The sequence below is a fragment of the Bradyrhizobium barranii subsp. barranii genome (assembly GCF_017565645.3).
Lineage (GTDB): Bacteria > Pseudomonadota > Alphaproteobacteria > Rhizobiales > Xanthobacteraceae > Bradyrhizobium > Bradyrhizobium barranii.
This window is the reverse complement of sequence record NZ_CP086136.1, coordinates 6699776-6725278: the sequence shown is the minus strand read 5'-3', so window position 1 is coordinate 6725278 and position 25503 is coordinate 6699776. Positions and strand designations below refer to the sequence as shown.

The following is a 25503-nucleotide window of genomic DNA, read 5'->3' as shown; positions in this document are numbered from 1 at the left end:
GATGTAAGAATCACCAGTCCTTGAATGAAGGCTCAGCACATCCACCGCAAACCCAGAGAAATGTCCAATCGGCGGTGCGTCTCGCGCTCTCCGGAAGATATCGGCTCCGCACGGATGCCTTGATCGGGCTGGCGGACTGCCAAACGACCTCGAAGGTACCCGTCGCCGCCGGCTTCGAGAGATGATGATTGGTATTCATCACCAGCTCAAAACCACTTGGCGCCCCTTACGCGTTGTCCGTACATGGCTTGCCGGACCGCCTCGACATCGACCGTGCCGGCTTGGCTGACCGCCTGAGCCCGCATCCTGAAGCCGATGTAAGTCGCCTCCTTTTGATCGTTGGTGGTCGTGTCCCGTTGTTCGTTGAACTCCGTCCACATTCTGATGAACGCGTCGTTTCGACCGACTTGACAGACTGGAAGTATTCCGTGCCGCCAGGTGCCCGGCGAGTTTGCCGAGGTCGACACTGCGCAACTCATGTTCGCTGACGTGAGGGCCATGAACTGGATCTGACGGGCATCTACCTGTTGCTTTATCAATACGGCTTACATATGAGCGTTGGAATCCCCAGCGACCGTCGATATCATTGCGGTCTTTGGTCCAGCTGTGCCTAAAGCCTACCTCGCGCATTGGCTTCCCCGCGGCCGTTAGCGAATTACGGACATCGCGGGCTATGATTATACGCCCTAGCGCCACTCCGGCCCAAGTTCCTAAATCTTACGTTTGACTGGTCGACACGCCGATTGCTAACGAGCGGCTCTTTTCTCCGGGTCATCCCGGCGCTGCGCCATCTCTGTGTTTCGGTCGAGCTGCGCACGCTCGCTGCGGCGCAACCTTCCCGTCTTCATAACGCCATACAGAATTGTGCCACCCAAGATGAAGGCGCCAATAAACATCATCCAGAGCGCCGTCACTGAGGTATCGCCGAGTAGCATTCCGACGCCACTGTTTCCCATTTTCGCTCTCGCTGTTTGTCTCAAGAACCAAACCCGCATCGGAGCGGAGGTTCCTGTGAAGCTCGCAGCAAGCCTTCCGACTCGAAATCCCATCTCTTTTTGCAGCCCCCAAAGGTACGTTGGCGATCGGCAAGCCGTTTTCGGTCGACCAGTTGAGGGCTAAATTGCGGATCGCGGCTCCTTTAGCGACCAAGCCAGCTTGTATGGTCTCGGCGCTTAGGCACAATTCATGAGGCCCGACGTTAGAAACGAATGGAGGACCACCCGACCGAACACACTGAGGGCGATGTGCTGGACAAACTCCGGCGCCACATCCGCATTTTGGTCGATATCGGTCGTCTTTCGGTTGAAGACCCCGGAGCAGAACGCTTCTTGGACCAAGCCGTGCTGCAAATTGCCCGCGCCGTGGAAATCCACCATGTTAAGGTGCTTCAATATCGTCCAGACACGTCCGATCTTCTGTTGATTGTGGGAGTCGGCTGGAAGGATGGTGCCGTCCGCACCGCCACGCTGTCGGCCGACCTCCGCTCGCCGCCTGGCCGCGCCTTCCAAACGGCCGAGCCTGTCAGCATCAGAGATTTCGCCGATCAGAACGAATTTGTTCGTTCCGAGTTCTTGGCGGAGCATGGCATTGTGGCTGTCAGCAACGTCCCGATCCTCATCGGCGGCGCCGCATGGGGCGTGCTGGAGGTGGACAGTACAAAGCCGAGAGACTTCTCGCAGGATACGACCGAGTTTCTGACCGCCGCCGCCGCGCTGATAGGTGCTGTGCTCCGTCGCGGTGCGCATCCGGACGAACATGCAAGCCTTATGGCTGCGGTCGCGGAAGCTAAAAAGGGGCAGATCTTGCTTCGAGAGATGCAACATCGGGTCAAGAACAATTTTCAGCTCGTCCTGTCCTCGATTTCCATCCAGAAGCGCCGCTATCTTGATCCAGAATCACACCGCGCTCTGGACCACGTGGCCAGCCGCATCAACGCCATCTCGCTCGCACATGATCAGCTTGCCCCTCGCCAAGAAGGGCAGATCGTCAGACTTTCCCATTACATCCGGGCTCTTTGCAGCGCGATCCGGAATCAGGTGGATGAGGTTGAAGTAGACGTCGAGTGTGACGAACTCGAGTTGGCGATCGACCGCGCCCTCCCGGTTGGCCTCATTTTAAATGAGACTGCGATGAACAGCATCAAACATGCGTTCGGTGCAGAGGGAGGCAGGATCAGCGTAAGTTTAGTGGGAGGCGTCGGCTACGGCGAGGCCCGATTGACAGTGACAGACAACGGTCGCGGCATTCAACATCCTAACGAAAACGGGTCGGGCCTTAAGCTGATTACCTCTCTGGCGAGACAAATTGGCGGTACCGTCGACCAGACCAGCAGCGACGCGGGTACAACAACAACGCTTACATTCCCTTTGATATCGTAAAGTGGGACCTGCTGAGGCAGGCACGGGATAGGCGGCGCCTCGGCTAGTCGGCCGAGGGTACACCTGCGGACCACAAGCCCACATCGTCGCTGAGGTGGGGTAGTCGGGTTGTGACCCGTCAGCGAAGTAGCGTCGCACCTCGTTGAGGTCCGCTCAGTGAGGCACGGCGGACTAGATTTGCTCAGGTTGAGTTCTTCGCATCTTGAACCGAAGCGGACCACAGTGCCGACGCGGGTGAAGCGGTAAAAGCAAGGCCCGGCCTGAAATCACAGGCCCCGTGCCTGCGTGTTTTCGCTGGGCAATGGACGTCTGTGACAACACCTCAGCACGAACCTGGGCGACGCCACGGTTGGTAAACCCCAAGCTACGCGCGGCGGCGAGCGAGAGGTCGATGACGCGACTGCGAATCCATGGTCCGCGATCAGTGATACGAACGACCACCGATTTGCTGCTCTTAGGGTCAGTAACGCGAACATGCGTGCCGAGCGGCAGATTGCGATGAGCTGCAGTTAGCGAATCCCGATCGAACGTTGTGCCGCTCGCTGCAGCTTTCATCGACGACGCCGCAATCGCGAGGTCGAAAAGCCCTGTGACGTCTGAAAAACCTTAAGTTTGCGAGGCATTCAGGTCCAATAATCCGCGATGCAGCTTGGTTCCCGATCTTGGAAGGTCAGTTCCGAAATTGGAACGTCCGGCTCTGGAGTTCGTTTAGCCGGAATAGGAGAAGCGCCATGATCCTCGAAAGCTTCGATCGCCGCACACTGGCAAGCATGGAAGCCGTTCTCGAACGGCTCTGTCAAGGCAGGCCGGACGGCGTCAATCATGAACTAAGATCTTTCATCGCGGACAGCCTTGTCCAGTGTGCAAGGAAGGGGCAGACAACGCTCGGCGCCTTGACCGAAGCAGGAGAAGCCGCGCTGGCACGCTGGGCAATCTCGGATAGGAAACAGGCCTGAGCCAAAAGCGGATCGCTTCCTCGGTCTGGGACGCGGCTGCTTCCTTACCGGCGCGCGGTAGCCAGCGCCATACGCCCAGCACGTTGATCAGAAGAAGGACGGCGTTCTGGATGATGAGCGAGCTCTTTGGCTCAATTATTCCATCGGCGTACTCGCCCGGCGCCGGCATCGGCTGGCACAAGGATCGCCCCGTCTTTGGCGATGTTGCAGGCATTTCAGTGCTCTCTTCCTGCACCCTCAGGCTGCGCAGACGAACTGAAAAGGGCTTCGAGAGGAACACTCTCGTTGCCGAGCCGCGCTCCATATACCTTCTCGGCGGTCCATCGCGCACCGAATGGCAGCACAGCAGTCCCGGCGTCGAAAGCCTGCGCTACTCGGTCACGTTTCGTAACGTGCTCGAAGAAGGTGAATCCTAGTGGCGCGCGTATCCACATTGCCGAAGCGGCTCCAGCCCATGCTCGCGACACTGACCGACGCGCCGTTCGACGATAAGGGCTGGATATTCGAGGACAAGTATGACGGCTTCCGGATGGTCGCAAACATCGACAGCGGCAAGGTTACTCTCTACAGCCGCAACGGCAAGATCATCAGCCATAGCTATATCGAAGTCGCCCAGGCCCTCGAAGGTGTCAAAGGCGATGCCGTCATCGACGGAGAACTCGTAGCGATCGGCAAAGACGGCGTATCGCATTTTCAGCTCCTGCAGAATGCGCTGCGCCATGAAGCAAAGCTGCAGTACTTTGCCTTCGACCTGATGTTTCAGGATGGCGAAGACCTTCGTGGCCTGCCGCTCACGGAGCGGAAGAAGCGCCTTAAGGGTATCCTGCCGAAGCACAGGCTCATCGGGTTCAGTCGCGACCGAAAGACTTCGGGCGTGAAAGTTTTCGGGGAGGCCGAGCGCAAGGGTCTTGAAGGCATCATGGCAAAACGCGCCGACAGCAAGTACCTATCAGGCGCGCGAACCGACGACTGGCTGAAGATCAAAACCTCGAAACGCCAGGAAGTGGTGATCGCGGGATTTACGGCGCCGCGGAGGACGAGACCGTTTTTCGGCGCACTTACACTTGCGCTGCGGGAAGGAGATGGCTGGCGTTATATCGGCCATGTCGGGACCGGCTTCAGCCACGAAACACTCGGAGAGCTGCACAAAAGGCTCATCAAGCTCAAAGCCGCCAAATCTCCTTTCGGCAAAAAGGTGAAGGACGAAGCGGTCACCACCTGGGTGAAGCCGCAACTCGTTGCCGAGGTAAAATTTACCGAGTGGACGAGCTCCGGCGAGATGCGGCACCCCCGTTTATCTCGGCCTGAGAAAAGACAAGCAGGCAAAAGACGTCGTCATGGAGCGCGAGAAGCCGCGAGGATGACGCGGCATGTCAGCCCGGCTGAGCGGTGAGCATCCTTGTCTCGTTAATCCCATGAATAGGAACGAGCACCTTCGCGCATGATTGTCATCATCCACGAAGTGAAAGGACGTTCACATGGCAGACGAGCAGAATCCCAACAAGCAGCAGACCCCTGGACAGCAGAACCAGCAGGGCAATCAGGGCGGCCAGCAAGGTCAGAACCCGAATCAGAAGCCGGGCCAGCAAAACCAGGACCCGGGCCAAAACAAGCAAGGCGGCGAAAAGGGCGGCCAGCAGGGCGGCCAGAAGCCGTAAAGTAACAAAAGCCCGGCTTCGGCCGGGCTTTCCGTTTGTGTCGTGATTGCCTGACCTATTTACGGTTCTTGTCGAGCGTCTGCGCCATTTCGAGATGGTGCTTCAGTGCCGCCAGGGTTTTACCAGCCCAGTCCTTCAGCTTGGCATCGTCGCCGCCATTCGAGTAACGCTCGAACAGCGAGACCGCATCCTTATGAGCGCTCACCTGCATGGCGTCGTATTCCGACGCAAAATCCTCGGGTTTGGCCTCGCGCAGCTTTGTGATCTTCTTCTGCGACGCGTCATTGAGCGAAGCCGGGATCGCGGCTTTCAGGGTGTCGGGGACCATCGATTTGAGTTCGCTGCTCGTCTTGGTGTGGTCTTTCACCATCATTTCCGCAAACTGTTTCTCGTCCGCATTGCCCTTCTGCTGCGCGATCTTGGCCGCTTCGATCTCCGTCATGTCGCTCATGGCGGCTTCCTTGATGAAGTCTTCGGTCTTCGGCGCAATTCCAAGCGTGGAATTCACGCCGGTCTTCTCGCCGACCGACTGCGCAAAGGAGGGTGAGGCAAAGACTGCGAGCACGGCAAATGCAAGGGCTGCTTTTTTCATGAAAGTCGTCCTCTGGAGGATAATCGCGCGATCAACCTTCGTTCAGGATCAAAGTTCCTGGGTACAAAGGGACGAGCACGACGCCGGCCCGAGAGGAGGGAGACCGGGGCCGCTTGCCCGGGCAATGAGCATGCCGGACGTTCCGGCATACACTGGCAATGCCAAGGCAAGCTCTGCCGTTCCTAAACGTGGTTCGGCCCAACGTTCAAACAGGGGTATGCGCTGTGTGCACTTTTGGACCGAGACGTGCGGGCGATCATCATGGGGCCCGAACACTTCCGAGCACCGCCCGGCTGCCATGCGAAGCGTCCGCGCGCATGCGCGCTACCAGTGCCTGTCACGCCGACCAGCGATCCTGCTCTTCCCGGTGAGCCTGCTCGTTCAATCTCTCAGCGAGCTGATCCGCAAGTTCGTCCGTGTCGGCGGTCGCTATGGGCTCGCCTTTTGCGTAGCTTTTGCTTGTCTGCTTCGATCGGAAAATCATCGGGAGTTAATGCGGGTTCTTTGCTCATGTCACCCTCATGCGGCTGGCACCTGCAGACGTGGAACGCTTGGTCTCAAGGCCAGTTGCAAGCGAACTTCAATATGTTGGAAAGCCAACGTTAAAGTGCGAAGGAGATTGCGTTTATCGCGGTCGCCTCGCCCCGAGGTGGGGGACGATGAATGAAAAATGGTTTATGTGGCAGGAGGTCTGACTATGCGGCGGCTTTTGGCGCGACCCTAGACCGAAGATGTAGAGAAGCGGTTGAGGCAAATGGCGGAAGCCGGGCGACCGGAATTGGAACGACTCAAAGGCAGCCCCGTTAGCCGCCGAGCTTCACAGCGGTGATGCGATTAACTCAAAACAATGGAGAAGCGCAAATGGCGAAAGAGCCGAAGACTCTCGACGACCTGTTCCACGATACTCTCAAGGATATCTACTTCGCTGAGAAGAAAATCCTGGCCACCCTGCCGAAGATGGCAAAGGCAGCTCAGAACGAAGAACTGAAAGCAGCATTCGAAAAACACCGCACCGAGACGGAGGGCCAGATCGAGCGACTGGAGAAGGTGTTCGCGGTGATCGAGAAGAAACCGCAGGGTAAAACCTGTGCCGCGATCGTCGGTATCACAGAAGAGGGCGCCGAGATCATGGAAGAATATAAGGGCTCGCCCGCTCTCGACGCCGGCCTCCTTGCCGCCGCTCAGGCCGTCGAGCACTATGAGATTTCTCGCTACGGCACGATGATTGCTTGGGCCGAAGAGCTTGGCCTCGACGATGCCGTCTCACTCCTTGAGGAAACCCTCGAAGAGGAAGAGGCGACCGACGAGGCTCTGACTGAAATCGCAAAGACAGCGATCAATCAGGAGGCTGAAGCAGCCTAACACTTACGATGAACTAGAAACTGCCCCGCAATACGGGGCGTTTTTTTATTCCGTCCCCTCCAGGCCGCGGGCGCCTGGTTCCATTCCCTTGACAGTGAATTTCAGACATTCGCCACAAAGCTTGGCGACACCTCCGACAGTCCCCGCATCGAGGCTGCCGTGACCCGCCATTCACTCTGAGATCTACGTCAGCGCTATATTATCAAGGGCAGCCGCTCGAAGGGCGGGGAATCAAGTTTGCGGCGACCTACATAGGTGAAACGCTGGGCAATCCGTCGGGCGGTCTGAAACGAGGCTCCGTCTATGAAGGCCGGTTGAATCTCGCTGTCGACGTCGAGTTTGGAAAGCTCGCGGGCGTGCGCGATCTGACCTTCCATGCCAACATGTTCCAGATCCACGGCGGCGGCTTATCGCGTGGCGCGCTGCTAAACTTCATGGATGTCAGCGGCATCGAGGCGTTGCCGTCGACCCGCCTTTACGAAGCCTGGTTCGAACGCAAATGGGGGACCATGCTTGCCCTTCGTGCGGGGCAGCTCGCGGCCGATACAGAATTCATGACCGCGCAATACACGGAAGTGTTCACGAATGCGTCGCTCGGCTGGCCGGCAGGACTTTCGCTACCTTCCGAGCGGCGGTCCTTCGCCGCCGCTGGCTGCTCTCGGTGCCCGGCTGCGCGCCGACATCACAGATAATCTGACGGTGCTGGGCGCGATCTTCAACGGCGACTCGGCAGGGCCGGGCGCGGACGACCCGCAGCTCCGCAACCGCTATGGTGTCAACTTTCGCATCAACGACCCGCCGCTCGCGCTCGGCGAAATGCAATTTCTTTGGAACGGAAAAAAGGCGACCCGGGACTGGACGGAAAGTTGAAGCTAGGCGCATGGCGCCATTTCAGGATGTTTAGCGATCAGCGCTTCGACTGGATGGGGGTCTCGCTTGCGGACCCCGCGTCGAGCGGAATGCCGGGACTCATGCGCGGAGACTTCGGGGTATATTCGGTGTTTGAGCAGAAACTATATCGTGTCGGTGCGGACGACGATCGCGCCATCGGCGTTTTCGCGCGCGCTTCATACAGGCCGCCTGACCGGAACGTCATCGATTATTACGCGGACACGGGCCTAGAATTCGTCGGCCTATCGGACGGGCGGCCGAAGGACAAGTTCGGTTTAGCAATGGCGTACGCTCACGTCTCGCCCCGCGCCCGCGCCCTCGATTTCGACTTCCGAAGATTACTGACGCCTGATTGGCCCCCGCGCAGTTTCGAAGGCCTTGTCACCGCCGTGTACCAGTACGAGCTGCGTGCCGGATGGACGCTGCAGCCGAACTTTCAGTTCATCGTGCGACCGGGCGGCGGCGCGACGGGCCCGCTCTCCGCTTTTCCCGGCAAGGCTCTTAAAAACGCGGAAGTCTTCGGTCTTCGAACCGTGCTTAAGTTCTGACGCGAGCGTCAGCGGCGCCTCGGTCGCGCGCCACTGACGCAATGGCCCATTACCGCAATAGAAGAATCAAGATGATCAGCGGGATCGGAATTCCAAGGAGCCAGAGTAAAATGGGCATGATGTTTCCTTTCGCTTATCGACGGCGTTTCCAGGTGCCGTCGCGAAGGCCGCCGCCTTCGGTGGCTGCAAGGCTGGCGCAAAAGGCGCCAAGAAGAAGCGAAGCCGTGATCCAGAATGCGAGCGAAGCGGTTGCTTTGCGTGCGGCATCGATGTCGGCCTTGATCTGCGTGACGACCTCATTGACCCGCTTTTCCGCGTCCTGCTGGCTCAGGCCCGTCCGCGCGGCCACGACCTTGACGGTGTAATCGCGGTCCGGGCCTTTGAGTTCGCCGCCGTTGCGAAAACTTCGCGTGAAAAGGCGGACTACCTCGCCGCGGGCTTCGGCGGGGTTAGCGTTTTGTGCAGCGGGATCGCCTCGCAGGATAGTATCGACATAACCGTCCATCGGACCGCTTGATTGAGCGGCGCTCGTAACGGCTCCCTGGCTTGCTCCGGCTGCGGTGCCGCCGATAAGGCTGGTCGCCGGGCTGGCGAGCACGGCGGCGCCGAGTACCGAAGCTAAAGCCCACGCGATAAACCCGTGCGCCGTATCTCGGAAGTACACTTCATCCGCGTGCACGCCCTCCCATGCCGTCCGCAGACGCCCGGCGAGATACCCGCCGATCGACGACGAGATCATGGCGATGACGATCAGATAAAGCCCGGTCGTAATTTTGAAAGTGGTGGCCGAAACGCCTGAGCCTGCCCACGGCGAGATTGCGCTAAGGCCAAGTCCGGTGCCGAAGGCGAGAAGCACGAGGGTCATCGCGCATGCGGCGATCGCCCCCGCGATGATGGAAGGCCAGGACACGCCCGTTCCCGGCGAGCCCGCGGGCCCCCTCGGTGCAACCACGACAGTATCGATCATCAATTCGCTCCGCAAATGACCGCGCCGCGCGCCGTCTGCCGCAATAATGAGCATGTAAGGGGTTGGTTCCCTGGCGATGGAACTTTCGGGCGCACTACCGATTTGTCCCGCCGGCTGACACGCTGACATGGGGCGCCATTCATGAAGGCCAAGGAAAAAGCTAAAGAGCCGTCCGCGGTTTCGAAGTTTTTCGGCGACCTTGCCAACAAGACCTCGCTGGCGGCAGGCCGGGCTTCAACGTTCATTCTCGCGGCCGGCATCGTCATCGTATGGGCGGTAACCGGACCGCTGTTCGGTTTCTCCGATACGTGGCAGCTGGTGATCAACACAGGAACGACCATCGTCACGTTCCTGATGGTGTTTCTCATCCAGAATTCTCAAAACCGCGATAGCGCCGCGATCCAGGTCAAGCTCGACGAATTGATCCGGGTCGGCGCGGCTCGGAATTCACTGGTTGGTATCGAACACCTGACGGACGACGAGATCGAGGATCTGCGCGGCAAGTGCGAGGCGAGGGCGCGCGCTGAAAGATCGGCCGACAAGAGCGTCGACAAAACGCGGAAGTCGGCGCGACGGGCCGCAGAAGAGGTCGCAGACTGATGCGGGCGGGCACTCAGTCAGCGAGGCCCGCCGCCCAAAGCATCGACGCAATCCTTCGCCTTGAAAAGCAGGATGAAGAAACTCTGGCGGTTCATCACCGTCTGTTTCACTGGATCGGCTGGTTCGTCGGCACCATTCAGTTTATCGTTCTTCAATGCGCGTTCGTGATCGGCTGGATCATCCTCAGCCACTTTTTTCCGCATCACGCTTTCGACGAATATCCGTTCCCGCTGCTCGCGACGATCCTCGCGCTCGAAGCCGTTCTCCTCACCTCCTGCGTGCTGATCCGCCAAAGCCTGATCGACCGAACTCTGGAACGGCGCGATCACCTGGAGCTGCAGATCAATCTCCTTGCAGAGAGGGAGGCGACCCAGTCGTTGCGCATATTGCAGCGCATCGCGAAGAAATTGGATGTCGAGGACATCGAGGATGGTGGGCCGGATGAGCTTGCAAGCGAGACGTCGGTTGATCAGATAGCGCAAGACTTGAAAGACCGCCAGGACGAAGACGCGAAGCAGTAGACGGTTACGAAGCTCTGTCGGAGGCCACGCTTTCGACTCCCACCCTTCGATCGCGTATCGATGCGCCCTTCTCGGTTCTGGACCAGGTCTAAACCGCCTTACGTGATGTCAGCTCGATACCGCTCGTTTGTCTTGCGCCTTGGACTGTCGCCTTGGCCTCAGCGCTTCTCTGTCTTCCTTCTCAAACGCTGACGTGAAGCCGACATGGTCGAGTAGCCCCTTGTCATTATACAGGCCGAGAAGAAACGAGCCGACGCGCTCACTGTCCTGTGCATAGCGGAAACCTCCAACGACGCAGTCCAAGGTGCGGACGCGTTATACCTTAAGAATCGCGCGTTCGCCGAAGCGGTAATCGAGATCGGTCTGCTTCGCGATAACGTCGTCGGACCCCGCAAACCGTTTATCGAGCCACCCCCTGTGCAGTCTTGACGTTCGCCGTTTGCTTAGTCAGGCTCAAATGCTGGTGCTTGAACCCGGCTGAGATATTGCCAAGGGCTTTGTGCCTTTGTCCAAACGGCTCGGCGCAAGACCTTGCGACAGTCTTGCCAGGACTGGACGGTGCATCAGACCGTCGATTGCGCAAGAGGCATCACAAACATAAACCTCCTTTCTGCCGCCGACGAGTAGAGCCTTAGCGCTGTCCATTGCGGCCGCCGGGATCGAGAGACCGGCGCTGGCGTGTTTCGTTCGACCCGAAACGGGAAAAATAGGAACATCGTCGCGGCAGGCGTGTTGTGACCGGCCACAATGGAGGATGATATGAACAAGAAAGTTCTTCTGCTGCTGACCGCGGCCTCGCTTCTGGCAGGTCCGTCGTTTGCCCAGAATCCGCCGGCCACGGATCGGCCGAACAATAGCGCGGTCAATAGCTCGGGCCAGAACAATTCCGCCAAGCCGGTGTCGGGCGCCAACAGTTTTACCGAAGGGCAGGCCAAATCAAAGATTGAGGAAGCAGGCTACGCAAACGTCACTTCGTTGAAAAAGGACGACAATGGCGTGTGGCGCGGAAAGGCGAGCAAGGGCGGCGCCTCGACCGATGTCAGTTTGGACTTCCAAGGCAACGTGAACGCAGCCAAGTGACCGATCGCTCAGGAGCGATAAACGACAAGGATTCCATATGACCGTTACAATTTCACGTCTCTACGACAACTATTCTGACGCGCAACGCGCCGTGACAAGCCTGGAAGCGGCGGGCGTGCCGCACTCGGATTTGAGCATCGTCGCTAACAACTCCGACAACTGGTACAGCAAGGACAAGAAGGTCGATCGTGACCGCGACGGGGTCGACGATCGTGCCGAAGGTGCTGCAACGGGAGCGGGCGTCGGGGCGGGTCTCGGCGGTGCTGCCGGTCTGCTCGCAGGCCTCGGGCTGTTGGCGATCCCGGGCTTGGGTCCGGTCGTCGCGGCCGGTTGGCTCGCGTCGACCGCGCTGGGTGCCGCTGCCGGCGGTGCCACGGGTGGCGTGGTTGGGGCTTTGACGCAGGCTGGTGTATCCGATGAGGAAGCTCCGCTCTACGCCGAAGGCGTGCGAAGGGGCGGCACACTTGTTTCGGCACGCGTCCCCGATGCCGATCGCGCGCGATACGAAGCGCTCCTGAACCAATCCGCGGTCAATCTGCGCGACCGGAGCGTGGCTTGGCAGAAAGCTGGATGGAAGAGCTACGATCCTTCAGCCCAACCGTATAACGCCGAAGAGGTCCGGCGAGAGCGCCTACTCTACGGAGCCGGACTGCGGTGAGTTCTTGGGCGGTCCGCCGAGGCGGGCCGCCTTTTCTTCGAGCCTTACTATGTTATCACGCCGATGGAGTCGGAAGATGTCTGTCGGGCGTTATTGCTCCACGGCTGTCGGAAGCTCGCGAATAAGCGGTCGAGTATCTCCTGATGCGACAGGCCTGTCTGTGCTCCAGTTTTTGAAGGACGTCGGGACCGATAGCCTGCCGGAGTTCGGGCGGGGTGACTTCCCGGTTCGGCCCCTCATTGATCCAGGATAGGGCCGCGTCCCCTTGCCCATCCTGCCTGAAGTGCTCGAGGGGCAGGCGAGGCGTGACCAAGGGCGGATCGAAGTCGGGTGCAACGCTTGCGGCGGCGGGGATCTCTGGCCACGCGGGAGTCCGAGCCCGGCCGCAGGGGACCTATCCGGCCTCCAATGGCCGCGCGCGACGGGGCGACACGATCCATCATCCTCTTAAGGATCGTTCCCGCCTGGCGCTGGGGGCGCCAAGCGGGTGGAGCTGTTAGTTCTGTATTGTGCCGGGCATCGATTGCAAGAGCTGTTGGACCAGGCGTTCCTCCTCGGCTATGCGTCGTTCATACGCGGCCCGCTCGCCGTTGTCCCTTGCCCGTTGCAGCAGCCAACGGTAGTGAGCGATTATTTTCGCGCTGCCGCGAACGAGCAGATCGACGCTCGTGCTCATGGCATCACCTCTGCAATCGGCAGCGGTCGACTAGGCCTTGGCTCATTGAAGGCGATCGGGAAGGTCGAAGCGGAAAGGCTTTGCAGAGCGGCGGCCTCCTCGGAAAGCCGCCTTTTGATAAATTGCCGTTCCAAAGGCAAAAGCTTGGTACGCAGGAGCCGGCGGTAGCGGCTGATGTTGTTGCGATGGGCACGAAGGCGTGCCAGGTTCTCGTCCATCATCATCATCATCGGGGCCTCCGAACCTACGCAGCGGCGGCCGTACGTTCGGTCGAACGGAGACGGTAAGGCTTTCCGCCGGGTGGCGTCCGGGGGCCACCGTCCAGGGCGCGCAACGCGTCCAAGATCTCGTCGATCGATACCGGTTTCTTGAGGCCGGCAGGTGCGCGCATCGACGGGCAAGAGGCGATCGCGGACGCGTCGGACGCCCATGATGCCAGGATTGCGCGTTTCTCGCTCAACGTCAGCGCCGGATGATCCAGCACGTCTCTCGGTGCTTCAAACACCGTGCCGGGATGAAGAAGAGCGTCGAAATCGAAAACGTTGTCGTCAGCGGTCGTCGGCCGCATGGTCCTCTCCTATTCATTGACGAATGGATGGGAGCCGCACGATTCGTCGCGCGGCTCCAATGGCGTCTGCGCTAGGCGGCGGCCTTAGCTTCCAGCTTCGGCACGTTGCCGGCCGAGGCATCGCCGATCGAAATCCGGCGAGGCTTCATGGCTTCCGGAATCTCGCGGACGAGTTCGATGGTCAGCAAGCCGTTGTCGAACGCGGCGCTTTTCACCTGGACATATTCGGCGAGGCTGAATTGGCGCTTGATGTTGCGGTGCGAGATACCGCGATAGAGGAAATCACGCTCGGTCTTGTCGGATTTGCTGCCTTCGACCGTCACCACGTTCTGCTCGGCGGTGATGGCGATATCCTCGGGCGAGAAACCCGCCACCGCCAGCGAGATCTGATAGCGATCCTCCGCCAGCCGTTCGATGTTGTAGGGTGGATAGTTGTCCTCGCTGGCCCGCTGAGCAGTTTCTGCGAGGTCGAAAAGGCGGTCGAAACCAATGGTCGAGCGCCAGAGGGGGGCAAAATCGTAGGTGCGCATAGCCAAATCCTCCTAAGAGCAAGATGTCCACGAGCGGCACCGGACACAACCGGTGCCCGTCTCTTGGCCCGGGCCCATGAGGCGCCCGGACGCCATCGTCCGATGGCGACAAAAAAATTAGCAAAGCCGGTTTTGGTTTCAAGAGGGGGCTGAAAAAATTTTGCCTCCGATCGCCGCCATTACAGGTCCTCGCGCAACCCTTTGAAGAACGGATGTCACCCTTTCCTCTTTGGGATGCCAACTCAAAGGCCCGCTGGTTCACTGGCGGGCCTACCACCAATAAGCAACCCCTGCCGGTTTACGACAGGGGCTGCCGCGGATGGATGGCCTGAGGCTAGCGCCACACGGGCTTTCTAACCCAACGGTGCTGCGTTAATTTAGAACCATGCCTCGGAGCACAAACCGTAACCTGCCGCGATCTGCGGACCTATTGACCGCCAAGGACGAGCTTCTTGCTGGTCGACGGATCGTCATTGCTGCTTCGGCTGGACCGCGTCTTAGCGGTAAGAAAGGCATCGTTGTTGGTCAGGGAGCGACGGCCACTCAGGTCAAGGTGCTTTTAGACGGTGTCAAGGGCTACGTGATTCTCCATGCGCGATACGTTGATCTATTCGAGGATCGATCCGCTGCCGAGGGGGTCTAGAATGATCGAAATGAAGGCGCGGTACGTTGTTTGGTATGAGCGACCGGTAACCGGCCGGTTCACCGTACTGGATCTTTCACTGGATGTGCCTGCGATCGGAAAAGGCGGGAAGCCTCTGTCTGGCTTGTCGCACTCCACCGCTGAAGCAGAGGCCGAGAGACTGAACGCTGCCCGCAGCCGACCGAAGGGCCCAGAAAGGGGATGGACGGAAAGGGGCAATTGAACCGCTGGGCCCCGATTGGGCAGGAGGCGCGCGACCGAACGCTCAGAATTCTCGCGTCATTGCCGGATGGGTCCGGTTCTTCACCTTGATCCAGTCTTTCGAGCGGCCGGCGCCATAACGCCGGTCGCGGCGTTTCGAGACCAAGCCCTCGAGGCCCATGCGGCAGGCGGCGGCGAATAGATCCGGGCCGATTTCGGCAGCCTCGAACGGCGCGACGAATATGCCATCAGGCCGGCCGCGGAGCAGCCGCGCCAGATCGGTCTCAATGGCAGCTGGCGCAGGTCCTCGCCGCCAAGCGCGAGGATGTCGAACGCATAGAGCTGAACCTCGTGATCATGCTTGCGCAAGTGCAGGGCATTGAAGTCCGAGGCGCCATCGACGCCGAGCACCACAGCCTCGCCGTCGATGGCGAATTGCTGCTCGCGGTTCTTCGGCGCGGCCTCGACGATCCAGGGGTATCGCTTGGTCCAGTCGTGCCCGTTGCGGGTGAAGAGACGCACGGTCTTGCCCTGGCGCTCGACGTGCAGACGATAGCCGTCATATTTGATTTCGTGGCGTGGGCCGTCCCAAGGGCGGTCCGGGTGGTTCTCGCAAACCCGGCCGTGATCGTCACAGTTGACGCACGTTGTAGCGCTGCCACGGGCCAGCGGCTTTTCGTCGCTGGACATCAGGCGAGCCCGCGCAAAGGCAGCGCTAACTGCATGTCGAAGCGCCTTGTGGTGTTAGTGGCGATGAAGTCTTGCAATGCAGACGGGACCTCGGCGTGGTGTCGGCTGCGCGCTGGGCCAGCGCGTCGGCGACTTCGGAAGTCGCATCCCGCGAGCGCCCCTCGACGGGGTTGAAGGATACAATCCGGACCGGATAGGCGTACTGGCCCGAGCGTCGAAATCGGAGGTCGGTTGCATCAGCTTTCTAGGGTCAGGTGGTTGCAAGGGAGGTCTTTTTTCGTGTAAATGGGGGTCAGGTTAAGGGGCGAAACGGGGCGAATCTGCCGCGCTTTGTAGAACTTGGTCACACCTCAGCCCAGCTTGCATTGCTCGGCGACAAGGTTCGACCGCCGACTTCGGCACCCATGTGTGCGGCACATCAGTGGATTGCTCGCCGTTTAAAGCCACGACCCAAACGGAAAGCAGAAAGCAGAGGCTCATGCCCACAATCGCTTTGGTCGACGATGACAGCAACATTCTCACATCCGTCTCGATCGCGCTGGAGACGGAAGGCTACCGCATCATGACTTACACCGACGGCGCCTCCGCGCTCGACGGCTTCCGCACCACCCAGCCCGATCTTGCCATTCTCGACATCAAGATGCCGCGCATGGACGGCTTGGAAACGCTGCGCCGTCTCAGGCAGAAATCCGACCTGCCGGTGATCTTCCTGACCTCCAAGGACGAAGAGATCGACGAGCTGTTCGGCCTCAAGATGGGCGCCGACGACTTCATCCGCAAACCGTTCTCGCAGCGCCTGCTGGTCGAGCGCGTCAAGGCCGTGCTGCGCCGCTCGGCGCCGAAGGACCCGACCGTCGCGCCGAAGGAGAACAATGCCAAGGCGCTCGACCGCGGCCTGCTGCGCATGGACCCCGAACGGCACACCTGCACCTGGAAGAACGAGCCGGTGGCGCTGACCGTCACCGAATTCCTGATCCTCCAGGCGCTGGCGACCCGGCCCGGCGTGGTGAAGAGTCGCAACGCGCTGATGGACGCCGCCTATGACGACCAGGTCTATGTCGACGACCGCACCATCGACAGCCACATCAAGCGGCTGCGCAAGAAGTTCAAGGTGGTCGACAACGAGTTCGAGATGATCGAGACACTTTACGGCGTCGGCTACCGCTTCAAGGAAGCCTGAGGCTCACGCGCCTTCACGAAAGACTGAGAGCATGCCGGTTCTCGTTCCATCGGGACCGGGATGGCTCTAGCGATAGGAGATTTTGCAGGACGGTCTCGAGGCCGGTGTCCGCCTCATCCGTCTCGCGCCAGGCGCAACCGGCACGCGCGCCGAAGTCTTCAAGCACCAGATAGATGTCGCGATCGAGGCGGTCGGCCGGCACGATCGAGGGCGACGAACGCATACGCTATTCCGATCGACAAGGGCGGAGAGACGGCCCCGGCTGCAGCCGCCCAGATGAGAGTTCGGAACATTTGTTCACTTTGATACTTAGGAACATCGACATGTCACGCGGGTGGTTCGATGCTCCAAATGATTTTGATAATGGCAGGGCTCGGTACAGCTCTGATGGGCATCATAGTCATCGCCTTCGAGTGGCGCGCGTTGGTCGGGTACTGGCGCGTCAAGAAGCGCCCGCACACCCGATGGACGTGAAGTAAGACCCCTCGGTTGGCGGCCTCTTTCAGTTAGAGCGTGAAGTCATCCTGCGGCACGAGCAGCAAACCTCTCGTTGGCAGTGGTCGACCAGGCCGTGGCTCCTTGAGGACGATCGGGAAGGTCGAAGCGGAAAGGCTTTGCAGAGCAGCCTCCTCCTCGGAAAGTCGCCGTTCAATATACTGTCGCTCCAGAGTGGAGAGCTTAGTGCGCAGCAGCCGGCGATAGCGGCTGATGTTGTTGCGATGTGCGCGATCGGCGCGCGCAAAGAGGGGCACGAGGCGATGGCGGATGCATCTGACGCCCATGAGGCCAGAATGGCGCGTTTCTCCGCTTTTGTCAGGCAAGGATGCTTCACGACGTCTCGGGGTGTTTCAAACACAGTGCCGGGATGAAGCAGGGCGTTGAAGTCGAAAACGTTGTCATCGGCGGTCGTCGGCCGCATGGTCCTCTCCTTTTCATTGACGAATGGATGGAGCCGCACGATGCGCCGCACGGCTCCAAGGGCAGCAGCACTATGCGGCAGCCTTGGCTTCCAGCTTACGCATGTTGCCGGCCGAGACATCGCCGATCGCAATCCGGCGGGCCTTCATGGCTTCCGGGACCTCGCGAACGAGTTCGATGGTCAGCAAGCCGTTGTCGAACGCGGCGCTTTTCACCTGAACATATTCTGCGAGGTTGAACTGCCGCTTGAAACCGCGGTGCGAGATACCGCGATAGAGGAAATCACGCTCGGTCTTGTCGGATTTGCTGCCTTCGACCGTCACCACGTTCTGCTCGGCGGTGATGACGATATCCTCGGGCGCAAAACCCGCAACCGCCAAAGAGATTTGATAGCGGTCGTCGCCCAGACGTTCGATGTTATAGGGTGGATAGTTGTCCTCGCTGGCCCGCTGAGCGGTTTCTGCGAGGTCGAAAAGGCGGTCGAAACCAATGGTCGAGCGCCAGAGCGGGGCAAAATCGTAGGTGCGCATAGCCAAATCCTCCTAAGAGCAAGATGTCTACGAGCGGCACCGGACACAACCGGTGCCCGTCTCTTGGCCCGGGCCCGTCAGGCGCCCGGACGCCATCGTCAGATGGCGACAAAAAAATTAGCAAAGCCGGTTTTGGTTTCAAGAGGGCGTGGAAAAAAAATTGGCCACCGATCGCCGCCGTTATAGGTCCTCGCGCAACCCCTTGAAGAACGGGTGCCGCACCTTCCCTTCGGCGGACTTGGCGCGGTATTCGATCTCGGCAAGCAGCTTCGGCTCGACCCAGATCCCCCTGTGCGCGATCCGCTTGGCATATGGCTGAGTCTTGCGGACGAGCGGTTGAAGCTTCTTATGCAACTCGGCCGCCGATGTCTTATCGAAGCCGTGGTCGACCTTGCCGGCATAGATCAGGTCGTCGCCCTTGCGCCGTGCGAGATAAATGCCGTCCCATTTGCCATCATCGAGCGCGAAGCCGGCAATCGTCAGCGTCTCGCGTTGGGCGCAGGTCTTCTTGACCCAATTGTTGCCCCGGCCGCTCGCGTAGATGCTGTCACGCACCTTCGAGACCACGCCTTCGAGCCCCACCTTGCAGGCGTGCGTGAACATCTCGCGGCCGTCGATCTCGAAGCTTTCGCTAAATTGGACGTCGCTGCCGGCGATGATCTTCTTCAGCGCGGCCTTGCGCTGGAGCAGGGGGACTTTCCGTAGATCGCGGCCGTTGAGGTAGAGCAGGTCGAATGCGACGAGCACGATCTTGTTCGAGTTGCCCTTTAGCTCGTTCTGCAAGACGGAGAAATCGGTGCTGCCATCGGCGGCCGGCACCACGACCTCGCCGTCGATGATGGCCGAGCTCGCCTTGATGTGCCAGGCGTCGTCGGCGACCTTCTTGAAGCGGCGGGTCCAATCGTGACCGCGGCGGGTGAAAATCTTCACTGCTTCGTTGGCGAGATGCACCTGGACGCGATACCCGTCGAACTTGATCTCGTGAATCCAACGTTCGCCGGATGGCACGCGGTCGATCGAGGCTGCCAGGGCCGGCTCGATGAAGCCGGGGAAGGGCGCCTTGACGCCCAGCGCTTCCGGCTTTTTTCGTTGAAACGCCACGGTTACACCAGGCGAAGACTGAATTGCTGCAGGTCTTGTGGTGAGTAGCGATCCACAAACTCGCGCAGATTCGACGGCACATCGGTCAGTTGAAGATTGCAACGACGCTGGATCTCGCGGGCAATGTCCTCGGAAACATCTTCCGACCAGCGTTCGGCCGTGTTGAAGGCGACTACCCGGATCGGCTGGCGATATTTTCCGGTAAGCAGATCCTGGATGACGATTTCCACCGCCCCCTCCAAGTCTGCTTTGCACCATGCGCTGCCATTGCGGCCGGAGTTGTCTGCGACCAGGTAGATAGTCTCGTCGCTGTTCGGAGCGATCGACAAAAGCCATCGGAATTGACGCATAAGCAACTCACGCAACTAACCGGGATTCAATTTGAACTGGGCCAATTCGTTCCAGCTCTTGGAACTGCTTGTCACAGCTGCGCCTTATAGTGAGGGCAGTCAGCGGAGGTAACATGGCAGTCAATAAACCGACTGGCGACAACGCCCGCAAGGGCGCGGTGAAGAAACGCTCGCAGACCAAAACGACGATCGGGGGCGCTACCGGCTATACCAAACGCGACAGGACGTCCGGCGAGTTCATGGCTGTGAAGAAGCCGAAAACAGCGAAGAAAGCCGCGACAAAATTCAAAGGCGTGCGGGTCGAAAAGAAAGCTAAGAAAACCACCAAGCGAGCCCGCTAGGGTTGGCGATCGGCGTTACCGCGCGGCTCGGTGTTCGGTTAAGGCCGCCAGGTGAGGCGGCCCTACTTTCTCCGCAGACGCCTGTCTTCCTTTTCGAGTTCAGAAAGAAACTCGGCCAGCGCCTTCTTTCCTGCAAATTGAGCGGCAGTGTCGGACTGGAAACCGTCTGCGGTCATTTTAATGCCCAACGGTTGGCTCTTCCGGCATATCTCCCAACCCCACCGTTCGGGACTGCTACTCGTGCGAGAAGTGGCGATGTAATAGTCGTTAAGATCGATCGGCATACCCCATATTAGACCAATCTACCGAGCCGCAGAAAGCCGAGGTTTAAGGCAAACTAGGCCACTGCGGTTTTCAAACGAGGCCACTGAGGTCGGAAACAGGCCAGTACCAAAAGCGCTGTGAGAACGTTCCGGGCAACCGAGAACAGGCCGCCAGCTTGGACGGGCGGGGCGAAGAGGTCGTCAACCGAGGTACTCGCTCAATCGCCGCCGAAGCTCCACCTCAGCCACGCCCTCGAAGATTGCGACGATAGCCGCGATCAAGACGAGGCCTGTACTCAGCGTGATCAGGATCATCTCAAGCATCAATCTAGATAACACCGTATCCGCCAAAACCATCCGGACCTTTGGCCGTTAGATGCTGTCCCCGGCCTGGGGTCGATTCATTGGTGCAGGTGGCCCGCCAGTGTGAAACGGCGGGCGTTGTCCCCACCACGACCGAAGTAGCTCGCGCGCGTTGTTACAGGTCGCGAAAACGGCCCCAGCACAACTAGATGCCAGAGCCGTTGGAAGCCTTGGCGGTAATGGGGTCGCCGAGGTTTACTGAGGTCTAGGAAGATTCGGCAATCGGGTCTGTATGCCTTCCGACATAGGCAGCGCCACACTGCTCGCGCTCTCTGAGTGATCCTTGGCGCCAAAAAGCTACGACCCCAACCATTGGCAAGCTGGGGCCGTGCTTTCACTTAGCTTCCGACCCACGGGGCATAGGCCAGAAGCGACTTGAAAATGCTCCGTACCTGAGAAGGTTCCTGAGCCGTCATAGCGGCTCGTTAAATAAGCACGAGCATTCTTCGGTTTCGGGACGGGGCCGTGGGGACACACGCGTGCAAGTGCGGTTTATCGCCGTACCGAACGCATGGCCTGCGAGCGAGAGTTCAGTAGTTTCGAGTGCGCCGTCTGCGGCGAGACAATTGAAAAATGGCATTCTGCTCGGGTCCCAGCTACCGCCTGATAATCGGACCTGGCAGAGAACCAAATGACCCATCATCCCAAACGCCCTAGACCCCCAACTTCCTAAGTCCAAATCGAGGTCGTGAGCCGCTGCCGGTCGCGCTTCCTGTGCAATCGGCCTTCAGAGCTGGCCCCGCAAATTCGGACAGTAGCTTGAGTGGATTTTCTGCCTGACAGCGGCGAGGATTCTTGCTGCGAATCAGGAGCGAAGATGACGAAGAAGAGCCGCCGGACGCATTCTCCGGCATTCAAGGCGAAGGTTGCTTTGGCTGCGGTCAAAGGCGACAAGACACTGGCGGAGCTGGCGCGTTTGATGTTCATCCGAACCAGATCACGATCTGGAAAAACCAGCTCCTGGAAGGCGCCGCCGGCGTGTTTGGGCATGACAAGACATCGGCCGAGACGCCGGTCGATTTGAAGGCGTTACATGCCAAGATCGGCGAGCTGGCGTTGGAAAACGATTTTTTGTCCGGCGCGCTCACCAAGGCGGGCCTGCTGAGCGCAAAGCGATGATCGACCGCGATCATGATCTTTCTATCGTGCGCCAGGCGAAGGTCCTGAAGCTGGCTCGCAGCACGGTCTACTATGAACCTCGGCCAGTTTCGGCCGAGGACCTTGCCTTGATGCGTCGGCTCGATGAGCTGCATCTCGATTATCCCTTCGCGGGAGCGCGTATGCTGCGATCGTTGCTGCGGCGGGAGGGCGTATACGCCGGTCGCCGCCACATCGCGACGCTGATGAAGCGCATGGGGATCGAGGCGGTCTATCGTCGCCCGAACACGAGCAAGCCGGCTCCGGGTCACAAGATCTACCCGTACCTGTTGCGCGGATTGAAGATCGAGCGGCCCGACCATGCGTGGGCAATGGACATCACCTACATTCCGATGCGGCGTGGCTTCGTCTATCTCGCGGCGGTCGTCGATGTGTTCAGCCGACGGGTCCTGGCCCATCGCGTCTCGATCACAATGGAGGCGGCCTTCTGCGTCGAAGCGGTCCAGGAGGCGTTGGCGAAGCACGGCAGGCCCGAGATTTTCAACACGGATCAGGGCAGCCAGTTCACCAGCCTCGAGTTCACCGATGTGCTGCTGGACGCGAAGATCGCCATCAGCATGGACGGCAAGGGCGCCTGGCGCGACAACGTGTTTGTCGAGCGGCTCTGGCGCACGGTCAAATACGAAGAAGTATATCTCCGCGCCTACGACAGCGTGTCCGAGGCGCGAGCGTCAATTGCCAAGTATCTGGCCTTCTACAATCAGGGACGCCCTCACTCGAGCCTTGACGGGCGCACGCCCGACGAGGCTTACTTCGGCACGCAAGCTATGGTGATGGCCGCATGACCGTCGCCGACGGTTTTGTCGTCGCTCTGGTCGGGCTACGCCCTCCCGACGCAACGACAAAACCGTAAAGCCCCGCGTTCAGCATAACCCGGCAGGAATCCACTTAAATCCAGCGGGGCGCTGTCCAAACAACCGGGGCCAGCTCTGGGCACAGCGCCGAGAAGTAGAACGCCGAATCGAATGGACATGGGCTGCGAGTGGGTCATGGGGCCTACCCGGATGGTGGGGGCACCTCTGTGGCTGAGTCAACGACGCAGTAGGCTGGTCCGGCCCGGCGAGATTTGCTCGGCGCCCTAACCCGTCCTATTCGTGAGAGTGCGGCTTTTTGGCCCGATTGATGCGGCCGCACATCTTGTCTGACGAGGCGCACAGGATTGCCTTCGGCTTTTCACCGCCTGACGACCCGTACTTTGCAACGCGCTTGAGGTATAGGTTGGGCGAACGGGGGGCGGACGCCCCGCCGGTCAAGGACCGAGCGGCAGCAACGCGCCTGGCAAGCCGCGGATCAGGTCGGCTTCGGGACATGCCGCGGCAAACGCAAGGCGAATGCGGCTCGTGGTCTCGACCACACGGGCAGCGATTTTCAAGAGACGAAGACGCAGCGTCGCGAACTCGGCAGCGGCCAATTCCCGGGCTTTGGGAATGGCGTCGCGCACGGTCAGCATCAGCCAATAAGCGGCCGTATGGAGCACGAGACGGACCTGGTTGGCGAGCGCCGAACGGCAGCTGGTGCGATCGGAGGCGAGCTGCGTCTTATGCAGCTTGATCAGATTCTCGGCTTGGCCGCGCGCGCAATACAGGCTGTCGTAGATCCACTCGGCCGAGCCGACATCGAGGCTGGTGACGACGAAGCGGATGTCGAGGCCGAGCATCGTCGCCTCAATACGGGCGACAGTGCGCCGTTCGCGATCCCAGGACTTTGCCTTGTGGCGCGTCTCGGTATAGCCACGCAGAACCGGCAGGTTCTCGATGGCGCGTCGCGTGCGGATGTCGTCGGCGACCTCGTCGACTTTTCTGGCGAGAGGCTTGGTGCCGGACAGACCGAAGATGTAGTCGATGCCGTTGGTCTCGCACCACGCCATGGCCTCCGGCCGGGCATAGTGCCCGTCGCCACGGAACGTAATTTGCGTGTTGTGCCATCGCGTCCGGATATGCCGTACCAGGCGGCGCAGATGGGCACGCACCTCGACGCCGCCCGGCGTCTTGCCGGGCCGCAGCACGACGGCCACGGGCCGGCTCTTCTCCGTGTCGTAGACGTGGATCGGCAGGAAGCAGCGTTCGTCATAATGAGCGTTGAACAGCGAGAGCTGCTGATGGCCGTGGACGACGTCGCAGGTATCATCGATGTCGAGCGTGACGGATGCCGGCTCGCGCGGGTAGCTATCCATCCATGCGTCGACCAAAATGTAGGTCAGCCGGATCACGTCGCGCAGGCGCGGCGCATTCTCCAGCCGCGACAGCGTCGGCTGGGAACACAAATCCCGGCCCGTGTCCGGCAGCCGTCCGCAGGCCAGTTTGAATGCCGGATCGGACCTCAGATGATCGAGGTCGTCGGCGTCCTCGTAGCCGCAGCAGATCGCGAACATGCGAGCGCGGAGCATATCGACCAGGCTGTGCACGACCCGCGTCGGATCGCGCCGATCCGGGAACACCCGGGCCAGATTGTTGGCCAAACCGAGACGCCGCTCGGCCATCGCCAGAAGCATCACGCCCCCATTCGAGGTTAGGCGTCCACCATCGAAGGCAGCTGTGACTTTCTTGGCGTGAATGGCTGGAAACGAGAAGGGCGGAATCGTATCGTCGGTCATGGCGGGCGTGGCGTTCGCGGTTGGAGGTGATGGGGTTGGCTTCGCAACCGAATCCTACGCCGCATCAGCGCTTTACCCCTCAGGCGCACTCTTACGAATAAGACGGGTTAAGTTGAAGAAAGATTGAGTGACTCCCGATCATTTCTGTGCCGAAACGTGGAGTCGCGGTCGTGCCGCGTCCAAAGAAACCGGCGCGAGCGGCCTATTAGACGCGGTAGGTGATCAGCCTCCGAAACGAGACTATCAAGCATGAAGAGATCGAGCGCGAGGCAGAGGTTTTATTTGTGTTGAATTCTTGCTTCTCGATAGTGGTCTGAAATCGTATCATCGGTCATGGCGGGCGTGGCGTTCGCGGTTGAAGGTGATGGGGTGGCTTCGCAACCGAATCCTACGCCGCATCAGCGCTTTACACCACGCTCGCCAGCCTCTCAGGCGCCCTCTCGCGAATAAGACGGGCTAAGGGGCCCCCGGAAGGGGATGGCTCTCAGCAAATCAGCATGGGCAGAGAGGTGGACCGTCCGGAGGTTAGCCTTTGATCCGATTCTCTCGGACGTCTTTCAGAATTGCTTCGTACGTCGCAATCACCTGCTTATTGCGATCAATTGCCTCCTGGGTGACGTCTACCCAGGCGCCGCTTCCCTCGCGCTCACCTAGCGTCATCCTTCCCGACTCAAGGGGCTCGAGATCTTTCCTCAGTTGCTCAAGCTGCTTCTCGATGCCCCTTGCGTATTCGTGCCAGTCCGGTGCCACGCTCGTCCTCCCAGTCCTACAATGAGCTTGACGCAACTTTAGCGCGAACGCAAGCGGTCACAGGGCATTGGCACATTGGGAGTTAGCGGGCATGGTAGCTCCCTCATGGAATACCCCAGCGCGTGCCGGCTTACCTCGTTCGCATAATCGAGACCCGCGACCTGGTCGGGTTATTCGTCGCCGATGACGAAGACGACCTAGCGTTCGTGATGACGAATGCACGAATGCGCCTGAGTGCGAATACGTTGAGCTCCCCAACGGCGGGGTGGTATGGGACAGCCCTGCCAAGTCGGTACCCCTCGACGCTGGCGATCCGCAGGACGAGGAATCCGAGCCAGAGGAATTCCCATGGGCTGGCGCCTCGCTCACCGAGCGCTGGTGGTACATCGCCTACGGGATGGAAGACGTCGAGTGGACGCCTTTTGACGACGATCCCC

31 protein-coding genes and 4 pseudogenes are annotated in these 25503 nt (G+C 59.9%); 15 read left to right on the top strand and 20 right to left on the bottom strand.

Annotated elements, in window-relative coordinates:
- Positions 1-206: 206 nt before the first annotated feature.
- Positions 207-380, bottom strand: coding sequence for a transporter substrate-binding protein (locus J4G43_RS56085; RefSeq protein WP_208087487.1), 174 nt, complete (start codon positions 378-380; stop codon positions 207-209).
- Positions 381-746: 366 nt separating this feature from the next.
- Positions 747-956 (bottom strand): hypothetical protein, encoded by a 210-nt coding sequence (locus tag J4G43_RS32880; RefSeq protein ID WP_014494388.1) that lies wholly within the window; start codon positions 954-956, stop codon positions 747-749.
- Positions 957-1208: 252 nt separating this feature from the next.
- Here J4G43_RS32880 and J4G43_RS32875 point away from each other — a divergent pair, with 252 nt between their 5' ends.
- The gene (locus tag J4G43_RS32875; RefSeq protein WP_208087486.1) at positions 1209-2378 is read left to right on the top strand and encodes a sensor histidine kinase; all 1170 of its coding nucleotides are present in this window, start codon (positions 1209-1211) and stop codon (positions 2376-2378) included.
- Between the two features lie 171 nt (positions 2379-2549).
- Here J4G43_RS32875 and J4G43_RS32870 read toward each other — a convergent pair whose 3' ends face one another.
- Complete coding sequence (locus J4G43_RS32870) at positions 2550-2933, bottom strand: septal ring lytic transglycosylase RlpA family protein (RefSeq protein ID WP_080593881.1); 384 nt, start codon at positions 2931-2933, stop codon at positions 2550-2552.
- A gap of 176 nt (positions 2934-3109) precedes the next feature.
- Between J4G43_RS32870 and J4G43_RS32865 the strand changes: the two genes are divergently transcribed.
- From J4G43_RS32865 to J4G43_RS32850, 4 genes and pseudogenes are all read left to right on the top strand, one after another.
- Positions 3110-3334 carry a hypothetical protein gene (locus tag J4G43_RS32865; protein WP_014494390.1) on the top strand — a complete coding sequence of 75 codons (225 nt, stop codon included), beginning with the start codon at positions 3110-3112 and terminating at the stop codon, positions 3332-3334.
- Between the two features lie 110 nt (positions 3335-3444).
- Complete coding sequence (locus tag J4G43_RS32860) at positions 3445-3750, top strand: alpha-ketoglutarate-dependent dioxygenase AlkB (RefSeq protein ID WP_014494391.1); 306 nt, start codon at positions 3445-3447, stop codon at positions 3748-3750.
- A pseudogene (gene ligD / locus J4G43_RS32855) lies at positions 3750-4698 on the top strand (non-homologous end-joining DNA ligase). The gene J4G43_RS32860 and the pseudogene ligD (J4G43_RS32855) overlap by 1 nt, the downstream one beginning before the upstream one ends.
- A 114-nt stretch (positions 4699-4812) precedes the next feature.
- Positions 4813-4992, top strand: coding sequence for a hypothetical protein (locus J4G43_RS32850; protein WP_014494393.1), 180 nt, complete (start codon positions 4813-4815; stop codon positions 4990-4992).
- 55 nt (positions 4993-5047) lie between these two features.
- Here the strand turns inward: J4G43_RS32850 and J4G43_RS32845 are convergent, their stop codons facing one another.
- Complete coding sequence (locus J4G43_RS32845; RefSeq protein ID WP_014494394.1) at positions 5048-5584, bottom strand: DUF4142 domain-containing protein; 537 nt, start codon at positions 5582-5584, stop codon at positions 5048-5050.
- Positions 5585-6445: 861 nt separating this feature from the next.
- On the opposite strand from J4G43_RS32845, the gene J4G43_RS32840 reads away from it, so the two are divergent.
- The 3 genes and pseudogenes from J4G43_RS32840 to J4G43_RS56080 all read left to right on the top strand — a co-directional run bounded on the left by J4G43_RS32840 (position 6446) and on the right by J4G43_RS56080 (position 8385).
- Positions 6446-6946, top strand: a complete 501-nt coding sequence (locus tag J4G43_RS32840; RefSeq protein ID WP_014494395.1) for a YciE/YciF ferroxidase family protein — start codon at positions 6446-6448, stop codon at positions 6944-6946.
- Between the two features lie 314 nt (positions 6947-7260).
- Positions 7261-7638, top strand: a complete 378-nt coding sequence (locus J4G43_RS55165) for a carbohydrate porin (protein ID WP_249814667.1) — start codon at positions 7261-7263, stop codon at positions 7636-7638.
- A pseudogene (locus tag J4G43_RS56080) lies at positions 7532-8385 on the top strand (carbohydrate porin). The gene J4G43_RS55165 and the pseudogene J4G43_RS56080 overlap by 107 nt, the downstream one beginning before the upstream one ends.
- Before the next feature lie 133 nt (positions 8386-8518).
- Here the strand turns inward: J4G43_RS56080 and J4G43_RS32830 are convergent.
- A complete protein-coding gene (locus tag J4G43_RS32830) occupies positions 8519-9352 on the bottom strand; it encodes a hypothetical protein (protein ID WP_208087485.1) in 834 nt (277 codons plus the stop codon).
- A 141-nt stretch (positions 9353-9493) separates the two neighbouring features.
- Here J4G43_RS32830 and J4G43_RS32825 point away from each other — a divergent pair, with 141 nt between their 5' ends.
- The 4 genes from J4G43_RS32825 to J4G43_RS32810 all read left to right on the top strand — a co-directional run bounded on the left by J4G43_RS32825 (position 9494) and on the right by J4G43_RS32810 (position 12211).
- Positions 9494-9952 carry a low affinity iron permease family protein gene (locus tag J4G43_RS32825; RefSeq protein WP_208087484.1) on the top strand — a complete coding sequence of 153 codons (459 nt, stop codon included), beginning with the start codon at positions 9494-9496 and terminating at the stop codon, positions 9950-9952.
- The gene (locus J4G43_RS32820) at positions 9952-10473 is read left to right on the top strand and encodes a DUF1003 domain-containing protein (protein WP_208087483.1); all 522 of its coding nucleotides are present in this window, start codon (positions 9952-9954) and stop codon (positions 10471-10473) included. Before J4G43_RS32825 ends, J4G43_RS32820 begins: the two co-directional genes overlap by 1 nt.
- Positions 10474-11232: 759 nt before the next feature.
- Positions 11233-11553 carry a PepSY domain-containing protein gene (locus J4G43_RS32815; protein WP_208087482.1) on the top strand — a complete coding sequence of 107 codons (321 nt, stop codon included), beginning with the start codon at positions 11233-11235 and terminating at the stop codon, positions 11551-11553.
- A gap of 37 nt (positions 11554-11590) precedes the next feature.
- Positions 11591-12211, top strand: coding sequence for a general stress protein (locus tag J4G43_RS32810; RefSeq protein ID WP_208087481.1), 621 nt, complete (start codon positions 11591-11593; stop codon positions 12209-12211).
- A 55-nt stretch (positions 12212-12266) separates the two neighbouring features.
- Here J4G43_RS32810 and J4G43_RS32805 read toward each other — a convergent pair whose 3' ends face one another.
- The 6 genes from J4G43_RS32805 to J4G43_RS32780 form a co-directional block, all read right to left on the bottom strand.
- On the bottom strand, positions 12267-12524 hold the full coding sequence (locus tag J4G43_RS32805; protein WP_375791336.1) for a YidB family protein: 258 nt from the start codon (positions 12522-12524) through the stop codon (positions 12267-12269).
- A 183-nt stretch (positions 12525-12707) separates the two neighbouring features.
- Positions 12708-12887 (bottom strand): hypothetical protein, encoded by a 180-nt coding sequence (locus J4G43_RS32800; protein WP_208087480.1) that lies wholly within the window; start codon positions 12885-12887, stop codon positions 12708-12710.
- Positions 12884-13117 carry a hypothetical protein gene (locus J4G43_RS32795; RefSeq protein ID WP_309248049.1) on the bottom strand — a complete coding sequence of 78 codons (234 nt, stop codon included), beginning with the start codon at positions 13115-13117 and terminating at the stop codon, positions 12884-12886. Before J4G43_RS32795 ends, J4G43_RS32800 begins: the two co-directional genes overlap by 4 nt.
- A gap of 14 nt (positions 13118-13131) precedes the next feature.
- The gene (locus J4G43_RS32790) at positions 13132-13455 is read right to left on the bottom strand and encodes a hypothetical protein (RefSeq protein ID WP_208087479.1); all 324 of its coding nucleotides are present in this window, start codon (positions 13453-13455) and stop codon (positions 13132-13134) included.
- Positions 13456-13526: 71 nt separating this feature from the next.
- Positions 13527-13985, bottom strand: a complete 459-nt coding sequence (locus J4G43_RS32785; protein ID WP_208087478.1) for an Hsp20 family protein — start codon at positions 13983-13985, stop codon at positions 13527-13529.
- A 946-nt stretch (positions 13986-14931) separates the two neighbouring features.
- Positions 14932-15519 (bottom strand): ATP-dependent DNA ligase, encoded by a 588-nt coding sequence (locus J4G43_RS32780; RefSeq protein ID WP_321576278.1) that lies wholly within the window; start codon positions 15517-15519, stop codon positions 14932-14934.
- A 478-nt stretch (positions 15520-15997) separates the two neighbouring features.
- On the opposite strand from J4G43_RS32780, the gene J4G43_RS32770 reads away from it, so the two are divergent.
- Positions 15998-16699 carry a response regulator transcription factor gene (locus tag J4G43_RS32770; RefSeq protein ID WP_208087477.1) on the top strand — a complete coding sequence of 234 codons (702 nt, stop codon included), beginning with the start codon at positions 15998-16000 and terminating at the stop codon, positions 16697-16699.
- A gap of 13 nt (positions 16700-16712) precedes the next feature.
- Here J4G43_RS32770 and J4G43_RS32765 read toward each other — a convergent pair whose 3' ends face one another.
- From J4G43_RS32765 to J4G43_RS32740, 6 genes and pseudogenes are all read right to left on the bottom strand, one after another.
- Positions 16713-16922 (bottom strand): hypothetical protein, encoded by a 210-nt coding sequence (locus tag J4G43_RS32765; protein ID WP_208089621.1) that lies wholly within the window; start codon positions 16920-16922, stop codon positions 16713-16715.
- Positions 16923-17205: 283 nt separating this feature from the next.
- Positions 17206-17520 (bottom strand): hypothetical protein, encoded by a 315-nt coding sequence (locus J4G43_RS32760; RefSeq protein ID WP_376707392.1) that lies wholly within the window; start codon positions 17518-17520, stop codon positions 17206-17208.
- Positions 17430-17618, bottom strand: a pseudogene (locus J4G43_RS32755) (hypothetical protein); the annotation flags it as partial. The gene J4G43_RS32760 and the pseudogene J4G43_RS32755, both read right to left, overlap by 91 nt.
- 70 nt (positions 17619-17688) lie before the next feature.
- Entirely contained in the window at positions 17689-18147 is a 459-nt protein-coding gene (locus tag J4G43_RS32750) for an Hsp20 family protein (protein WP_208087476.1), read from the bottom strand.
- A 180-nt stretch (positions 18148-18327) separates the two neighbouring features.
- Entirely contained in the window at positions 18328-19248 is a 921-nt protein-coding gene (gene ligD / locus J4G43_RS32745) for a non-homologous end-joining DNA ligase (protein ID WP_071911132.1), read from the bottom strand.
- Positions 19249-19250: 2 nt separating this feature from the next.
- Positions 19251-19598, bottom strand: a complete 348-nt coding sequence (locus J4G43_RS32740) for a hypothetical protein (protein WP_208087475.1) — start codon at positions 19596-19598, stop codon at positions 19251-19253.
- Positions 19599-19711: 113 nt separating this feature from the next.
- Here J4G43_RS32740 and J4G43_RS32735 point away from each other — a divergent pair, with 113 nt between their 5' ends.
- Positions 19712-19939, top strand: coding sequence for a hypothetical protein (locus tag J4G43_RS32735; RefSeq protein ID WP_038937310.1), 228 nt, complete (start codon positions 19712-19714; stop codon positions 19937-19939).
- Positions 19940-20001: 62 nt separating this feature from the next.
- Here J4G43_RS32735 and J4G43_RS56075 read toward each other — a convergent pair whose 3' ends face one another.
- Positions 20002-20223, bottom strand: a complete 222-nt coding sequence (locus J4G43_RS56075; RefSeq protein WP_038937311.1) for a DUF3622 domain-containing protein — start codon at positions 20221-20223, stop codon at positions 20002-20004.
- A gap of 1159 nt (positions 20224-21382) precedes the next feature.
- Here J4G43_RS56075 and J4G43_RS32730 point away from each other — a divergent pair.
- Positions 21383-22508: pseudogene (locus tag J4G43_RS32730) on the top strand (IS3-like element ISRj2 family transposase).
- Positions 22509-22972: 464 nt separating this feature from the next.
- Here the strand turns inward: J4G43_RS32730 and J4G43_RS32725 are convergent.
- On the bottom strand, positions 22973-24316 hold the full coding sequence (locus J4G43_RS32725) for an IS1380-like element ISBdi2 family transposase (protein WP_208087474.1): 1344 nt from the start codon (positions 24314-24316) through the stop codon (positions 22973-22975).
- Between the two features lie 525 nt (positions 24317-24841).
- Positions 24842-25066, bottom strand: coding sequence for a hypothetical protein (locus tag J4G43_RS32720; protein ID WP_014494445.1), 225 nt, complete (start codon positions 25064-25066; stop codon positions 24842-24844).
- Positions 25067-25503 lie beyond the last annotated feature (437 nt).

Coding starts and splice junctions, on each gene's coding strand:
- J4G43_RS32860 (WP_014494391.1), top strand. CDS start 3,445: ATGATGAGCGAGCTCTTTGGCTCAATTATTCCATCGGCGTACTCGCCC.
- J4G43_RS56075 (WP_038937311.1), bottom strand. CDS start 20,223: ATGCCGATCGATCTTAACGACTATTACATCGCCACTTCTCGCACGAGT.
- J4G43_RS32780 (WP_321576278.1), bottom strand. CDS start 15,519: ATGTCCAGCGACGAAAAGCCGCTGGCCCGTGGCAGCGCTACAACGTGC.
- J4G43_RS32740 (WP_208087475.1), bottom strand. CDS start 19,598: ATGCGTCAATTCCGATGGCTTTTGTCGATCGCTCCGAACAGCGACGAG.
- J4G43_RS32790 (WP_208087479.1), bottom strand. CDS start 13,455: ATGCGGCCGACGACCGCTGACGACAACGTTTTCGATTTCGACGCTCTT.
- J4G43_RS32820 (WP_208087483.1), top strand. CDS start 9,952: ATGCGGGCGGGCACTCAGTCAGCGAGGCCCGCCGCCCAAAGCATCGAC.
- J4G43_RS32840 (WP_014494395.1), top strand. CDS start 6,446: ATGGCGAAAGAGCCGAAGACTCTCGACGACCTGTTCCACGATACTCTC.
- J4G43_RS32735 (WP_038937310.1), top strand. CDS start 19,712: ATGGCAGTCAATAAACCGACTGGCGACAACGCCCGCAAGGGCGCGGTG.
- J4G43_RS32830 (WP_208087485.1), bottom strand. CDS start 9,352: ATGATCGATACTGTCGTGGTTGCACCGAGGGGGCCCGCGGGCTCGCCG.
- J4G43_RS32825 (WP_208087484.1), top strand. CDS start 9,494: ATGAAGGCCAAGGAAAAAGCTAAAGAGCCGTCCGCGGTTTCGAAGTTT.
- J4G43_RS32850 (WP_014494393.1), top strand. CDS start 4,813: ATGGCAGACGAGCAGAATCCCAACAAGCAGCAGACCCCTGGACAGCAG.
- J4G43_RS32795 (WP_309248049.1), bottom strand. CDS start 13,117: ATGATGATGATGATGGACGAGAACCTGGCACGCCTTCGTGCCCATCGC.
- J4G43_RS32865 (WP_014494390.1), top strand. CDS start 3,110: ATGATCCTCGAAAGCTTCGATCGCCGCACACTGGCAAGCATGGAAGCC.
- J4G43_RS56085 (WP_208087487.1), bottom strand. CDS start 380: ATGTGGACGGAGTTCAACGAACAACGGGACACGACCACCAACGATCAA.
- J4G43_RS32765 (WP_208089621.1), bottom strand. CDS start 16,922: ATGCGTTCGTCGCCCTCGATCGTGCCGGCCGACCGCCTCGATCGCGAC.
- J4G43_RS32870 (WP_080593881.1), bottom strand. CDS start 2,933: ATGAAAGCTGCAGCGAGCGGCACAACGTTCGATCGGGATTCGCTAACT.
- J4G43_RS32815 (WP_208087482.1), top strand. CDS start 11,233: ATGAACAAGAAAGTTCTTCTGCTGCTGACCGCGGCCTCGCTTCTGGCA.
- J4G43_RS32750 (WP_208087476.1), bottom strand. CDS start 18,147: ATGCGCACCTACGATTTTGCCCCGCTCTGGCGCTCGACCATTGGTTTC.
- J4G43_RS32785 (WP_208087478.1), bottom strand. CDS start 13,985: ATGCGCACCTACGATTTTGCCCCCCTCTGGCGCTCGACCATTGGTTTC.
- J4G43_RS32810 (WP_208087481.1), top strand. CDS start 11,591: ATGACCGTTACAATTTCACGTCTCTACGACAACTATTCTGACGCGCAA.
- J4G43_RS32880 (WP_014494388.1), bottom strand. CDS start 956: ATGGGAAACAGTGGCGTCGGAATGCTACTCGGCGATACCTCAGTGACG.
- J4G43_RS32800 (WP_208087480.1), bottom strand. CDS start 12,887: ATGAGCACGAGCGTCGATCTGCTCGTTCGCGGCAGCGCGAAAATAATC.
- J4G43_RS32725 (WP_208087474.1), bottom strand. CDS start 24,316: ATGACCGACGATACGATTCCGCCCTTCTCGTTTCCAGCCATTCACGCC.
- J4G43_RS32875 (WP_208087486.1), top strand. CDS start 1,209: ATGGAGGACCACCCGACCGAACACACTGAGGGCGATGTGCTGGACAAA.
- J4G43_RS32770 (WP_208087477.1), top strand. CDS start 15,998: ATGCCCACAATCGCTTTGGTCGACGATGACAGCAACATTCTCACATCC.
- J4G43_RS32845 (WP_014494394.1), bottom strand. CDS start 5,584: ATGAAAAAAGCAGCCCTTGCATTTGCCGTGCTCGCAGTCTTTGCCTCA.